Source organism: Arenimonas daejeonensis, from assembly GCF_007993735.1.
Taxonomy (GTDB): domain Bacteria; phylum Pseudomonadota; class Gammaproteobacteria; order Xanthomonadales; family Xanthomonadaceae; genus Arenimonas; species Arenimonas daejeonensis.
On the sequence record NZ_CP042453.1, the window covers coordinates 2861539 to 2874480 of the forward strand.

A 12942-nucleotide genomic window follows, 5' to 3' on the forward strand; every position below is an offset into this window, starting at 1 on the left:
CGTCAGCGCACCAGCCGCGGCCCGCGCGGCCGGAACGGCGGCTGGCCGCGCCAGTAGCGGATCATCAGCCAACCGAACAGCATGCCGCCCAGGTGTGCGAAGTGGGCGATGCCCGACTGCGTGTTGAACACGCCCAGCAGAAGTTCGATCGCGCCGAAGACGATGACGAAGGTGCGTGCCTTCATCGGGATCGGCGGGATCAGCAGCATCACCTGCCGGTTCGGGAACAGCATGCCGTAGGCCAGCAGCAGGCCGAACACGCCGCCGGACGCACCGATGGTCGGGTAGATGCCCTGCCCGGTGATGCCCGACGTGACCACGATCAACTGGATCAGGCCGGCGCCGGCAACACAGGTGAAGTAATAGGTGAGGAAGCGGTTGCGGCCCCAGGTCTGCTCCAGTGACGAACCGAACATGAACAAGGCGAGGCCATTGAAGAACAGATGGCCGAAGCTGCCGTGCAGGAAGCCGTAGCTGACGATCTGCCAGGGCAGGAACCCGACGCTGATCGGCGAGCCGTCGGCGGCGAAGCCGGCCGGGTACTCGCCCAGTGGCCACAGCATGAAGTAGTGCATCAGTTCGGGGCTGAGCACCTGTTGGAGCAGGAAGCCGATGCCGATGGCCCAGAGCAGGGCGGTGGTGGCCGGAGTCAGTCGCATGCGGGAAGGCTCGTGCGGGTCGTGGCCGTATCATAGCCGGATGCCTGACGCGCCCCGATTGCCGTACGACTCCCCTGCTCTCGACCGGCTGTCCGGGCAACTGCGCGAAAACGACTGGGCGGTGCTGGAAGTACCCGCCGACCTGCCCCTGCTGCTCGCCGCACGCGATGAAGCCGTGAACCACGCCACCGGTGGCCGCCTGCACCCCGCCGCCACCGGCCGCAACGACGGCCGCCGGTTCGCGGGCCATCGCGGTGACTCGACGCTGTGGCTGGACGATCCGGCCTGCGGTGCGGCCGCGCGCGAACTGCAGGCGGCGCTCGACGGGCTGCGTGGCGACCTCAACCGGCGCCTGCTGCTGGGGCTGGACGAAGTCGAAGCGCATTTCGCGCACTACCCGCCCGGCGCGGGTTACGCCCGCCATCGCGACCGGTTCCGCAGCGACGACGCGCGCGTGCTGTCGCTGGTGCTTTATCTCAACCCCGACTGGCCGGACCACGCCGGGGCGCCCTGCGACTGCACTTGCCGGGCGGTCCGCACGACATCGCGCCGCGGGCGGGCACGGTCGCGCTGTTCCTGAGCGCCGAGGTCGAACACGAAGTGCTGCCGGCGGACCGGGCGCGTTTCAGCGTCGCCGCGTGGTTCCGGCAACGGCCGCGGTAGCTTTCGGCTTCGTGGTCACGCGCGGTTTCTTGGCCGGCTTGCGGGTCGCTTTCTTCTCCGGGCCAGCGCGTTTGACCGGCGTTTCCGGCGGCGCCCACAGCATCTCGTCCAGCGTGGCCGCGGCCCGCTGCCCGCGCACCCGCCCGGCCTCCACCCGCACGCCCTCGGCGCGCAGCCGCTGGACCTGCTCATCGAATCCTTCCGAACCTTCGGGAAACGCCACCCGGCCGTCGGAGCGCAGCACGCGATGCCAGGGCAGCCCGGGCACGTCACCGGCCGACAGCAGTCGCGCCACCAGGCGGGCCCGGCCCGGCAGGCCGGCGCGCCTTGCGACTTCCCGTAACCGGCCACCTGCCCGCGCGGGATCGCCCAAACCGCCGCCAGGATCAGGCGTCGGCCGCGCTCGGAGGCGTTTTCATCCTTGGGCTTTGCCGGCATGGGGTTTAGGATACCCCTCCCGATGAAAAACCGTCCCGCCATGCAGAACTTCGAACAGATCCGCAGCCACCTGGGCAAGTACAAGCTCACCACCAGCGAGCCCTACCTGGCCTGCGTGCAGCTGTCGCTCGACAAGGGCAAGCGGCACCAGAGCATCTTCCTGTCGGAGATGGTGAGCGAGGACGGCCGGCCCTACCTGCGCGTGAGCACGGTGATCGCGCCGATGACCGGCATCGATGCCCGTCGCATGCTGTCCTTCAACTGGGCCAGCCGCGTGGGTTACCTGGCGATCGGCGAACTCGATTCGGTGCCCTACCTGCAGCTGTGCGAGAACCGTCCCTACGACACCCTCAACGCCGCCGAGCTCGACCGGCTGGTGCTGGAGATCGGCGGGTTGGGCGACCAGATGGAACGCATGCTCTCGGCCGGCGGCGACCTCCTCTGATTCAGCCCCTCCCCCTGCTTGCAGGGGGAGGCCGGGAGGGGGTGGAACTTGAGCGAAAAGCTCACCCCTCCCCAACCCTCCCCTGCCAGCAGGGGAGGGAGCAGAGCCGGGGTCCCCTGCTTGCAGGGGAGGGAGAAGAGACTAGGCCCAGCCGAGGACGCGCAGCGCCTCGAACAGCAGCCAGGCCAGGCCACCGGCGGCCGGGATCGTCAGGATCCAGGCCCAGACGATGCGCTCGATCACCGACCACTTCAGCGCGCGCGGATTCTTGGCGAAACCCACGCCCATGATCGCGGTCGAGATGCTGTGCGTGGTCGACACCGGCATGCCGAAATGCGCCGCCAGCGACAGGATCGTGGCCGAGCTCGTCTCCGCGGCGAAGCCGTGGATCGGATGCAGCTTCACCATCTTGTGGCCCAGCGTCTTGATGATGCGCCAGCCGCCCGCGGCGGTGCCGGCGGCCATCACGATGGCGCAGGTGAAGATGATCCAGGTGTCGATCGCACCCTCGTCGGCGCTGTCGGGATGCAGGAAGGCGAGCCAGCCGGGCAGGTCGTCGAGCGTGCCCGCGGCCTGCGCACCGAACAGCGCCAGGGCGATGATGCCCATGGTCTTCTGCGCGTCGTTCATGCCGTGCGCCAGGCCCATGTAGCCGGCGCTGATGATCTGCGCCTTGCCGAAGAAAGCGTTGACCCAGCGCGGGCGCGAGATGCGCGCGATCCAGCCGCCGGCGCCGTTCATGGCGCTGATGACCGCCATCAGCGTGCCCATCATCACCAGACCGAGAAAGAAGCCGGCCACGGGCGAACTGAACATCGGGATCACCACCTTCCAGAGGATGCCCTTGCTCTTGGTCCAGTCCTCGGCGGCCTCGGACCAGATCAGCACGCCGAGGTTGTTGTCGGCCGCGGCCAGCGCCGCGCCGCACAGGCCACCGATCAGCGCATGGCTGGACGAGGACGGCAGGCCGAACCACCAGGTGATCAGGTTCCAGATGATGCCGCCCAGCAGCGCGCAGATGATCAGCTGCGAGGAGATCGCCACCACCTCGGCATCGATCAGGCCGGAGGAGATGGTCTTGGCCACCGCCGTGCCCAGCAGGGCGCCGATGAGGTTCATGACCGCCGCCAGCGTCACCGCTTGGGTCGGCGTCAACACCTTGGTCGCGACCACGGTGGCGATCGAGTTGGCGGTGTCGTGGAATCCGTTGATGTACTCGAACACCAGGGCCGTCAGCACGACGACCAGGACCAGGATCAAGGCGGTGGTCATGGAATCAGGCGTTCTTGAGGACGACGTGGTAGATCACGTTGCCGGCGTCGCGGCAGCGGTCGATGGCCTTCTCCAGGATCTCGAACAGGTCCTTGAGGATCAGGTACCGCATCGGATCCTTCTCGTTGGTGTAGGTGTCGCGGTACAGGTCGAGGATCAGGCGGTCGGCTTCGGCCTCGATCGCCTGCAGCTTGTCGTTGAGCGCCTTGGTGGTTTCCAGTGCCATGCCCTTGCGCAACAGCCCGACCATTTCCTCGAGCACGCCGCAGGCGCGTTCGAGCATGCCCGAGCGGGCGATGAAGTCGACGTCGCCGATGCGCTCGTAGGCCAGCATGTAGCGCTCGGCGAACTTCTCGACCACCTTCGGGATCTTGTACAGCGCGTTCGACAGCGCCTCGATGTCCTCGCGCTCGAGCGCGGTGACGAAGGTGTTCACCAGCTCCTGGCTGATCTGCGCGGCCAGGTCCTTCTCGCGCTGCCGGGCCAGCTTGAACTTCTCCAGCGAACGCTGGGCCGGCGGCGTGGCCAGCAGTTCGGCCAGGGCGCGGGCGCTTTCGCGGCCGGCGGCGGCACTGGCTTCGAGCAGACCGTAGAACTTGTCGCCCTTGCCGAAGATGGTCTGGAGGGAAAACATGCGGAACCCCGTGGCTGGCCGGGATGCCCGGCGTTTCGTGACGGCAATATTACAACGCCGGCCGGGCCCAAGGCTCGCCGGACGCGCGCTCCGGCCTCCCCTCGCCCGCTGAAACCCGCCTGAAACCTGGCGGAAACCCGATCCGGCGACGCCGGGGGCGGCCAGGCCCGGGGCCGGCCTATGGCATAGTGCCGACACTCCCCACCCCTGAATGGAAGACTTTGCCGGCCCGTCCGGCGGCCCATGACCCTCGCCCTTTCCATCGTTCTGTTCCTGGTCCTGTGCAACGGCTTCTTCGCTCTGTCGGAGATGTCCGTCGTCGCCTCCCGCAAGCCCAAGCTGCGCCAGATGGCGCAGGAGAGCCGCCGGTCCAAGGCCGCGCTGGATCTCGCCGAGCACCCGGAACGATTCCTGTCCACGGTCCAGGTCGGCATCACCTCGATCGGCATCCTCACCGGCATGCTCGGCGGCGACGCCATCGGCGACGGCATCGCCACCTGGATCGAACCACTGGGTCTCGACCAACTGGTCGGTGGCTGGCTCGAGCCGCTGCTGGCCTGGATGAGCGCCGATCTCGACGTGAACCAGGCCATCGGCACGGCGCTCGCCGTCGCACTGATCACCTATGTCTCGATCATCCTGGGCGAGCTGGTGCCCAAGCGGATCGCGCTGCTCGCGCCGGAGAAGATCGCCAGCGGCGTGTCGCTGCCGATGTCCTGGGTCTCGAAGATCGCCTCCCCCTTCGTCTGGCTGCTGTCCCTGAGCACCCGGACCTTCATGCGGCTGCTGCGCCTGGACAAGGGCAGCGACAACCAGGTGACGGAAGAAGAGATCCGCCTGCTGGTGGCCGAAAGCCACGAACAAGGCGTGATCGACGCCGACGAACGCAACATGATCAACCGCGTCCTGCGCCTGGGCGACCGCAGCAGCGCCGGACTGATGACGCCGCGCACGCGCATCATCTGGCTCGACGCGGCGGCCGACGCCGAGGAAAACCTGGCCATCATGCGCGAGACGCCCTACGCCCGTTACCCGGTCTATCGCGGCAGCGACACCGAAGTGCTGGGCGTGCTGGAGATCAAGTCGCTCACCGGCCTGATCGGCAGCCCCTGCGAGGGCACGCCCGACCTGTTCCGCGACCTGCGCCCGGCCCTGTTCGTGTCCGAGTCCACCCATGCCCTGAAACTGCTGGAGATCTTCCGCGAAGAGCAGCAGACCCTGGCCCTGGTGGTGGACGAATATGGCGACATCCAGGGCATGGTGTCGGCCAACGACCTGCTGGACGCCGTGCTGGGCCGTGTGCAGGCCAGCGAGGCCAGCGAGGACGAGGCCCTGGTGGTGACCCGCGCCGATGGCTCCTTCCTGGTGGACGGCCGCCTGTCGAGCGAGGAACTGCGCGAGCTGCTCTCGCTCAATACCCTGCCCGGCGAAGAGGAACACGACTTCCACACCGCCGCCGGCCTGGTGATCGCGCGTTTCGGCCGCATCCCGCACGCGGGCGAACACTTCGACTGGCAGGGCTGGCGCATGGAAGTGGTCGACCTCGACGGTGCCCGCATCGACAAGCTGCTGATCGCCCGCCTGCCCGACCCGCAGATGGACGACGGGGTTTAGGGCGGATAAAGCCATCGCCTTCCAGACTGCCGGCCAATGAGCCCAGAAATCAGCACCCGCGCCCTGCTCGACACCCTGGCCGAGGGCGCGGATGGCGAAGCCCTGACGCTGGGCGGCATGCTGGACAGGTTCCGCGAACGCGCCTACGGCGTGTTCCTGTTGATCTGCGTGCTTCCGGCTTTCGTGCCGCTGCCGGTGGGTGCCGGCGCGATCAGCGGCCCGCTGGTCAGCCTGATCGGATTGCAGTTCCTGGCGCAGATGGCGCACCCCTGGGTGCCGGGCTTCCTGTCCCGGCGCCCGCTGTCGCGCGACAGCGTCACGCGTTTCCGCGACCGCACCTCGGGCCTGCTGCGGCGCCTGGAGAAACTCAGCCGGCCGCGCACCGAGGTGTTGATCGACCACTTCGCCGCGCGCACCTTCACCGGCCTGCTGCTGGTGCTGCTCGGCTTCCTGCTGGCGCTGCCGATACCGGGCACCAACTATCCGTTCGGCATCATCCTGCTGGCCTATGCCATCGCCCTGATCGAGCGTGACGGCCGCCTGATGGCGATCGCCTGGGTACTGGGCGTGGCCGAGATCGTGGCGCTGGTGGTGTTCTCGGGCCAGATCGCCCGCTGGGCGTCCGACGTCTTCAGCTGATCATTCGCTGAAATTGCGCTGGATGTCGGCGGCCACCATCGGCCGGCCCAGCCAGAAGCCCTGCCCCTGGTCGCAGCCTCGCTCGCGCAGCACGGCGTACTGGCCCTCGGCCTCGATGCCTTCGGCGACCACGGTGATGCCCAGCGAATGCGCCATCGCGATGATGGCGGAGGTGAGCGCCAGGTCGTCGGGATCGCGCAGCACGTCGGCGACGAAGCTGCGGTCGATCTTCACGCCGTCCACCGGCACGCGGCGCAGGTGGCTAAGGCCCGAGAAACCGGTGCCGAAGTCGTCCAGCCACACCTTCACGCCGGTGGCGCGCAGGCGCGACAGCAGCGCGCTGGCCTGTACCTCGTCGCCGAGCACGGCGGTTTCGGTCAGTTCCAGGTGCAATTGCTGTGGCAGTACGCCGGTGGCGGCGAGCGCGCTGGCGACCACGTCCGGCAGGTCGCCGGTGCGCAGCTGGCGCGGCGAGATGTTCACCGACACAAAGGGACGTTCGCCGCCCGGCGGTGTCCAGGTGGCGGCGTCCTTGCAGGCCTGCACCAGCACGTGCCGGCCCAGCGATTCGATCAGCCCGCTCTGCTCGGCCACTTCGATGAAGACCGAAGGCGGCACCACGCCCAGGCGCGGATGCTGCCAGCGGCACAGCGCCTCGGCGCCCATCAGGCGGCGGTCGGCCAGGCGGTAGATCGGCTGGTAGTGCAGGCTCAGTTCGCCGCGATCCCAGGCACCGCGCAGTTCCTCTTCCAACTGCACGCGACGTTCGACCGCCTGGTCCATGGCCTTGCTGTAGAAGCGGTAGCAGCCCTTGCCCGCGACCTTGGCCTGGTACATGGCGATGTCGGCGTTCTTGAGCAGCTGGCCGGCGCTGGCGGCGTCGAACGGGAACAGGGTGATGCCGACCGACGCGCCCAGGAACACCTGGCGCCCGCGCAGCACCAGCGGCCGCTGGATCTCCTCGATCAGCGACTCGGCCAGGCGGCCGGAACTGGTGCGGATGTCCTCGGCCATGAACAGCACGATGAATTCATCACCGCCGAAGCGCGCGATCTCGGTGCCCAGGCCGCCCAGGCGTTCGACCGCCATGCGGATGCGCATCGACAGCTGGCCAAGCACCTCGTCGCCGGCCTCGTGGCCGAGCGTGTCGTTGACACGCTTGAAGTCGTCCAGGTCCACGAACAGCAGGGCCAGCTCGCCACTGCTGGCCTGCAGCGTCAGCAGGCGTTCGTCCAGCGCCTCGCGGAAGGCCAGGCGGTTGGACAGGCCGGTCAGCGAATCGGTGTAGGCCATGCGGCGGATGTCGCGGTCGTGCCGCGCCACGCTGTCGCTCATGCGCGAAAAGGCGCGCACCAGTTCGCCGATCTCGTCCTGGCGGTCCGAATGCAGGCGCACGTCGGCATAGCGGCCCTGCTCGACGCGGGCCGTGGCCACCGCCAATTCGGAGATCGGCTGCACGATGCGTCGCTGCAGCAGCACCATCGCGACGATGGCGATGCCGACCAGGGCCGCCAACAGGGCCAGCAACCAGCCCAGGTGTTCGTTGCTGGCGGCCTGCAGGCGCTCGCCCAGCGGGCCCAGCATCTCGATCTCGCGGCGGTTGGCATTCTCGCGCGACAGGCCCACGCGCACGCCGCCGATGCGCTCGTCGCCGATGCGGATCGGGCTGGCGACATCCAGCAGCTTGTCGCTCCACTGCCCGTGCACGTTCTGGGCGTTGAGGGCCTCGTAGGCCATCGGGTCGGACATCGGCTGGCCGAAGGCCGGGATGTCACCGGAACCGTCGTGCACCACCTGGCCGTTGGCGTCGTGGATGATCACGTACACCACGTCGGGCTGGCGCAGCGTGGCGCGCGCCAGTTCGCCCAGTTTGGCCAGGTCGAGGTAGTACAGCGGATTGGTGGCGGCGTCGGCGAGCTGGCTGGACAGGGTCTGGCCGCGGCTGAGCAGGCCCTCGCGCGCCATTTCGCGCATGGCCCCGGCGCTGAGCTCGCGGGCGTCGGCATTGCTGCGCTTCTCGTGCCACCACAGGGCGGTGAACAGGGCCACCACGACCACCAGTACGCCGGCCATCAGCAGCAGCAGTTCCCCACGCAGGCCCACCCGGAATGGCAGCTTCATTCCAGCGCCTCGCGCACGTCGCGGGCGCCGCGCCGCAGTTGCTCCAGGCGCGCCTGGGTGCCGGCATCGGCCTCGTAGAAGCCGGTGGTGCGGAAGAACTGGCGCAGCGCGTCGCGCGCCTGCGGGTCGGCGCTGGCGCCCAGCAGCACCTGCTTCAGGCGCTCGGCCACCTCGGGCGACATGCCGGCGCTGACCAGCTCCATCGCCCGCGGCACCGGTTCGGTGGTGTGGATGATGACCAGGTCGCGGCGGAAGGCTTCCGACACCCGCTGCAGGGAGGCCCAGTCCTGGTCGCTGAAGCCGCCGGCGTCCACGAGGCCCTTGTGCACCCAGGCCGCCAGGTTGGCATCGGTGTTGGCGAACACGTAACCCAGGCTGCCGGCATCGGCTTCTTCCAGCGGCGACACCATCAGGCTCATCGGCAGGCCCTGCTCGCGCAGCGCCATGGCCGGCACCAGGTAGGCGCTGGTCGAGGACGGGGACTGGAAGGCGATGGTCTTGCCCAGCAGTTGCGGCAGGCTGGTGATGCCGCTGTCGCGCCGGGTGAAGACCACGCTGCGGTATTCGCGGGCGCCGCTGCGCTCGGTCAGCAGCAGCGGCCGGGCGCCGGCGCGGTCGGCCAGCAGCAGGCCGGTGCCGGGCGTCTCGGTGACCCAGTCGACCTTGCCGCGGCGCAGGTAGCTCATCATCTGCTGCGGGTCACGGGCCATCAGCACGCGGCCTTCGGTGATTCCCACCGACTTCATGCGCGGCACCACGTAGTCCAGCAGCGGCTGCAGCTGTTCGTAGTGGCGGCGCGGGTCGTCGCTGATGCGGCCGAGCACCAGCACGCCGTCGGCGGCCTGGGTCAGGCTGCAGGCCAAAAGGAAGAGGGTGAAGGTCAGACGCCGCAAACCGCCGGGAACTGCACTGGGAAACGTTGGCGTCACAAGAGGCTCGGGGGCGGCTCGGATCGGGCTGGCCTACTGTATGCGCCCCGCCGCGGCGGCGCTAGGCTTGTCCGCCGCGGGCCAGCCGGGCCATGCGCTGGGCCTCGGACAGGATGCCGCGCAGGATCTTGACCTCGCGGGCGTCCAGCCCGGCCCGCAGGTACAGGCGCCGCAGCCGGGCCATCACCATTTCTGGCGCCCGGCCCTTGTGGAAGTCGATGTCGTCCAGGGCCTGGCCCAGGTGGCCGAAAAAGCGCTCGAGTTCGTCCACCGTGGCCAGCGGCTCCTCGTCCGGCGCCGGCATCTGCCGCCCGGAGGGCATCTGCCCGGCGGTGGCTTCCAGGCAGGCCAGGCGCAGTTCATAGGACAACACCTGGACCGCCGCAGCGAGGTTGAGGGAGCTGAATCCGGGGTCGGTCGGGATGCCGACGGAGGCGTGACAGCGCTGCAGCTCCTCGTTTTCCAGGCCGGTGCGCTCGCGCCCGAACAGCAGGGCCACCGGGCCCCGGGCGCAGGCTTCCACCAGTTGCCGGGCCGCGTCACGGGGCTGAGTTCGGGCAGGGGCACGTGGCGGCGGCGGGCGCTGGTGCCCAGCACGAAGTGGCAACCGGCCAGGGCCTCGTCGAGGCCGGCGTGCACCGGGGCCGCGGCCAGCAGGTCGTCGGCGCCGGCGGCCAGGGTATTGGCCTCGGGGTCGGGGAAACGTTCGGGCGCGACCAGGTGCAGGGCCGACAGGCCCATGGTCTTCATGGCCCGGGCCGCGGAGCCGATATTGCCCGGGTGCTGGGTGCCGACGAGCACGATCCGGAGGTTCTGGAAGGGGATGGTCATGCCGTTTCTAGAGGCCCGGCTCGGGCCAACCTGCTATCCTTTGCGCCGCGCCGGCTCGACCGGCCCCTTGTTCTTCACACAATCCAGCGGTCATCGGACGGGATCCATGCAAAAACCTGTCGTCAACGTCATGGTCAAGGCGGCCCGTTCGGCCGGCAACCTTATCCTTCGCCACATGGGCAAGCTGGACGCCCTGAACGTCTTCGAGAAGTCGAAGCAGGACTACGCCAGCGAGGTCGATTCCCAGGCCGAGGCGGAGATCATACGCGAGCTGCGCCGCGCCTTCCCCGACTACGCCATCCTCGGCGAGGAATCGGGCGCGATGGGCACGGGCCGCTACACCTTCGTCATCGATCCGCTGGACGGCACTTCGAACTTCCTCCGGGGGCTGCCGCATTTCTGCGTGTCGATCGCGCTGTGCGAGGGCGGTGAGCCGATCCACGGGGTGATCTTCGATCCGCTGCGCAACGAGCTGTTCACCGCTTCGCGCGGTGCCGGTGCGGTGCTCAACGACAAGAAGATCCGGGTGGCGGAGCGCAAGGACCTCAACGGTGCGCTGCTGGTGACGGGTTTCCCGCCGCGTGAGCGGGCGCGCCTGGCGCCGCATCTGGAATGCATCGGCAGGCTGTTGGCGGAGGCGGAGGATATCCGCCGCACGGGTTCGGCGGCGCTGGACCTGGCCTATGTGGCCTGTGGGCGGGCGGATGCGTATTTCGAGGCGGGGTGAAGCCCTGGGACATCGCTGCCGGTCTGTTGCTGGTGCGCGAGGCCGGTGGGCGGGTCTGCGATTTCCGCGGCGGTGGCGACAAGCTGCTGATGTCGGGGCAGATCGTCGCGGGCAATCTCAAGATCAGCGATTCGCTGCAGAAGGCGATCGTGTCGTCGAACTACGCGGCGGCCTTCTCGGTCTGACCCTCGCCGCTCCATGCTGCTTCGAGAAAGCCGCCTTGGGGCGGCTTTTTCATGCTCGCGGCTTTGGGATCTGGCGCCGTCAGCACCGGAGGAGTGACATGCTCTTTCTGCTCAGTGAAGCCTTTTATTTCGCAGAAAGAGCATGTCACTCCTCCGGCACTGCCGGTGCGGATCGTCCGGGTTGCTGATTGGAGTTCCTGAGCGGCATCGGTGCCTTGCTTGCGCGTACGGCTGGCGGGCTTCCGCGTGCGGGATCTTTCCTGCGCCATGCGGGTTGTGAAGTGGGAGCACGCTCAAAATCGGGGCGGCTCGCCTATCGTGGGGCGCGTTCCCCTGAACGCGTCCGGTGCCATTTGGGCTAGGTTGCGACAAGTGCTCGCCGCTGCGCGGCGAACAGCAACAGCGCCAGCAACGGCGACGGCACAAGCGGACCCGCCCTGGCTCGGCTGCTGGTCAGGGCTCTGCGCCGCGAAGCGGCGGGTACTCCTGACCAGTTTTCGGAAATGGCACCAGACGCGTTCAGGGAACGCGCCCGCGGGGGCGCGCTGACGACAAGGGACGCGTGCGTTTTAGCAAACGACAAGGCGCAGGAAAGATCCCGCACGCGGAAGCCCGCCAGCCGTACGCGCAAGCAAGGCACCGATGCCCCTCAGGAACTCCCCTCAAGTACCCGCGAGGATGGAACCGGCGGCGCCGGAGAGGTGAGGGTCTCTTTCTGCGAAATAAAAGGCTTCACTGAGCAGAAAGAGACCCTCGCCTCTCCGGTGTTGTCGGCGCCAGATCCATCGGGCGCAAATAGAAAAGGCCCGCCGAAGCGGGCCTTTCGAGAACAGGCAGAGCGAGCCGTTACGGCCGGCGCGCGAGCTCGGCTTCCAGGTCGTCGCGGGCCCTGGGCATCAGGTCCTGCTTGGTGACGCCCAGCAGCAACAGCAGCGGGCAGGCGACCAGGATCGACGACAGCGTGCCGATCACGATGCCGATCATCTGCGACTCCGCCATGCCCTTCAGCGACTGGCCACCGTACAGATACAGCGCCAGGATGGTCAGGAACGCGACGAACGAAGTGATGATCGTGCGCGACAGCGTCTGGTTGACCGAACGGTTCAGCACTTCCCTGGGCTCGAGCTTGCTGAGCAGGCGGAAATTCTCGCGCACGCGATCGAACACCACGATCTTGTCGTTGATCGAGAAACCCATCACCGACAGGATGCCGGCCAGCACCGTCAGGTCGAACTCATGCTGGTTCAGCGCGAACCAGCCGCACACCAGCAGGATGTCGCCGAGCGTCGCCGTCACCGCGGCGATCGCGAACTTGTACTCGAAGCGGATGGCGATGTAGGCCAGGAAACCGATCGCCACGAAGATCGCCGCATAGACGCCGTTGAGCGCCAGCTCGCTGCCGATCTGCGGGCCGACGAAGTCGCTGCGGATCACCCGGCCCGGGTTGTCGGGCGTCTGGGCGGCCTGCAGGATCGCCGTGCCGGTCTGCTCGCTCGGGGTGGCCTCGACCGGACCTTCCGCCTCGCCCTCGACCTCGGGCGGCTGCAGGCGGATGACGATGTCGGTACCCGAACCGAAGGTCTGCACCACCGGGCTGTCGTAACCGGCGGCGCTCAGGCGCGCACGCACGCCCTCGACGTCCATCGGCTTCTGGAACTCGACCTCGACCACGGTGCCGCCGGTGAAGTCGAGCGCGTAGTTGAAGCCCTTGGTCGCCAGCGCGCCGACCGCGGCCACGGCAAGGGCCGTGAACACGACCAGGGCCGCGACCCGGATCTTCATGAA

10 protein-coding genes and 4 pseudogenes are annotated in these 12942 nt (G+C 68.3%); 5 read left to right on the forward strand and 9 right to left on the reverse strand.

What is annotated here, in order from left to right; genetic code table 11:
- Window positions 1-2: 2 nt before the first annotated feature.
- Window positions 3-659 (reverse strand): rhomboid family intramembrane serine protease, encoded by a 657-nt coding sequence (locus FRZ33_RS14105; protein WP_146910412.1) that lies wholly within the window; start codon window positions 657-659, stop codon window positions 3-5.
- Between the two features lie 40 nt (window positions 660-699).
- Between FRZ33_RS14105 and FRZ33_RS14110 the strand changes: the two are divergent.
- Window positions 700-1322, forward strand: a pseudogene (locus tag FRZ33_RS14110) (2OG-Fe(II) oxygenase).
- An 88-nt stretch (window positions 1323-1410) separates the two neighbouring features.
- On the opposite strand, the pseudogene FRZ33_RS16550 reads toward FRZ33_RS14110, so the two are convergent.
- Window positions 1411-1760 (reverse strand): annotated as a pseudogene (locus FRZ33_RS16550) (MGMT family protein); the annotation flags it as partial.
- A 22-nt stretch (window positions 1761-1782) separates the two neighbouring features.
- Here FRZ33_RS16550 and FRZ33_RS14120 point away from each other — a divergent pair.
- Complete coding sequence (locus FRZ33_RS14120; protein WP_227977925.1) at window positions 1783-2205, forward strand: hypothetical protein; 423 nt, start codon at window positions 1783-1785, stop codon at window positions 2203-2205.
- Window positions 2206-2346: 141 nt separating this feature from the next.
- Here FRZ33_RS14120 and FRZ33_RS14125 read toward each other — a convergent pair whose 3' ends face one another.
- Together FRZ33_RS14125 and FRZ33_RS14130 are read right to left on the reverse strand one after the other, a co-directional pair.
- Complete coding sequence (locus tag FRZ33_RS14125) at window positions 2347-3477, reverse strand: inorganic phosphate transporter (RefSeq protein ID WP_146910414.1); 1131 nt, start codon at window positions 3475-3477, stop codon at window positions 2347-2349.
- A gap of 4 nt (window positions 3478-3481) precedes the next feature.
- Window positions 3482-4111: a DUF47 domain-containing protein gene (locus FRZ33_RS14130; protein WP_146910415.1), complete on the reverse strand. Its 630-nt coding sequence runs from the start codon at window positions 4109-4111 to the stop codon at window positions 3482-3484.
- Between the two features lie 243 nt (window positions 4112-4354).
- On the opposite strand from FRZ33_RS14130, the gene FRZ33_RS14135 reads away from it, so the two are divergent.
- Together FRZ33_RS14135 and FRZ33_RS14140 are read left to right on the forward strand one after the other, a co-directional pair.
- Entirely contained in the window at window positions 4355-5725 is a 1371-nt protein-coding gene (locus FRZ33_RS14135) for a hemolysin family protein (protein ID WP_146910417.1), read from the forward strand.
- A gap of 36 nt (window positions 5726-5761) precedes the next feature.
- Entirely contained in the window at window positions 5762-6364 is a 603-nt protein-coding gene (locus FRZ33_RS14140; RefSeq protein WP_146910419.1) for an exopolysaccharide biosynthesis protein, read from the forward strand.
- Here FRZ33_RS14140 and FRZ33_RS14145 read toward each other — a convergent pair whose 3' ends face one another.
- From FRZ33_RS14145 to FRZ33_RS14155, 3 genes and pseudogenes are all read right to left on the reverse strand, one after another.
- On the reverse strand, window positions 6365-8485 hold the full coding sequence (locus FRZ33_RS14145) for a putative bifunctional diguanylate cyclase/phosphodiesterase (RefSeq protein WP_146910420.1): 2121 nt from the start codon (window positions 8483-8485) through the stop codon (window positions 6365-6367). It lies immediately after the preceding gene.
- Complete coding sequence (locus tag FRZ33_RS14150) at window positions 8482-9348, reverse strand: phosphate/phosphite/phosphonate ABC transporter substrate-binding protein (protein WP_227977927.1); 867 nt, start codon at window positions 9346-9348, stop codon at window positions 8482-8484. Before FRZ33_RS14150 ends, FRZ33_RS14145 begins: the two co-directional genes overlap by 4 nt.
- A 127-nt stretch (window positions 9349-9475) precedes the next feature.
- Window positions 9476-10245: pseudogene (locus tag FRZ33_RS14155) on the reverse strand (RNA methyltransferase).
- Between the two features lie 106 nt (window positions 10246-10351).
- Between FRZ33_RS14155 and FRZ33_RS14160 the strand changes: the two are divergent.
- Window positions 10352-11157 (forward strand): annotated as a pseudogene (locus FRZ33_RS14160) (inositol monophosphatase family protein).
- Here the strand turns inward: FRZ33_RS14160 and FRZ33_RS14165 are convergent.
- On the reverse strand, window positions 11133-11426 hold the full coding sequence (locus tag FRZ33_RS14165; RefSeq protein ID WP_146910421.1) for a hypothetical protein: 294 nt from the start codon (window positions 11424-11426) through the stop codon (window positions 11133-11135). The pseudogene FRZ33_RS14160 and the gene FRZ33_RS14165 sit on opposite strands and share 25 nt — an antisense overlap.
- 577 nt (window positions 11427-12003) lie before the next feature.
- Window positions 12004-12939, reverse strand: coding sequence for a protein translocase subunit SecF (gene secF, locus FRZ33_RS14170; protein WP_146910663.1), 936 nt, complete (start codon window positions 12937-12939; stop codon window positions 12004-12006).
- Window positions 12940-12942 lie beyond the last annotated feature (3 nt).

Coding starts and splice junctions, on each gene's coding strand:
- FRZ33_RS14105 (WP_146910412.1), bottom strand. CDS start 659: ATGCGACTGACTCCGGCCACCACCGCCCTGCTCTGGGCCATCGGCATC.
- FRZ33_RS14120 (WP_227977925.1), top strand. CDS start 1,783: ATGAAAAACCGTCCCGCCATGCAGAACTTCGAACAGATCCGCAGCCAC.
- secF (WP_146910663.1), bottom strand. CDS start 12,939: ATGAAGATCCGGGTCGCGGCCCTGGTCGTGTTCACGGCCCTTGCCGTG.
- FRZ33_RS14135 (WP_146910417.1), top strand. CDS start 4,355: ATGACCCTCGCCCTTTCCATCGTTCTGTTCCTGGTCCTGTGCAACGGC.
- FRZ33_RS14125 (WP_146910414.1), bottom strand. CDS start 3,477: ATGACCACCGCCTTGATCCTGGTCCTGGTCGTCGTGCTGACGGCCCTG.
- FRZ33_RS14140 (WP_146910419.1), top strand. CDS start 5,762: ATGAGCCCAGAAATCAGCACCCGCGCCCTGCTCGACACCCTGGCCGAG.
- FRZ33_RS14165 (WP_146910421.1), bottom strand. CDS start 11,426: ATGGCGCAGGAAAGATCCCGCACGCGGAAGCCCGCCAGCCGTACGCGC.
- FRZ33_RS14130 (WP_146910415.1), bottom strand. CDS start 4,111: ATGTTTTCCCTCCAGACCATCTTCGGCAAGGGCGACAAGTTCTACGGT.
- FRZ33_RS14145 (WP_146910420.1), bottom strand. CDS start 8,485: ATGAAGCTGCCATTCCGGGTGGGCCTGCGTGGGGAACTGCTGCTGCTG.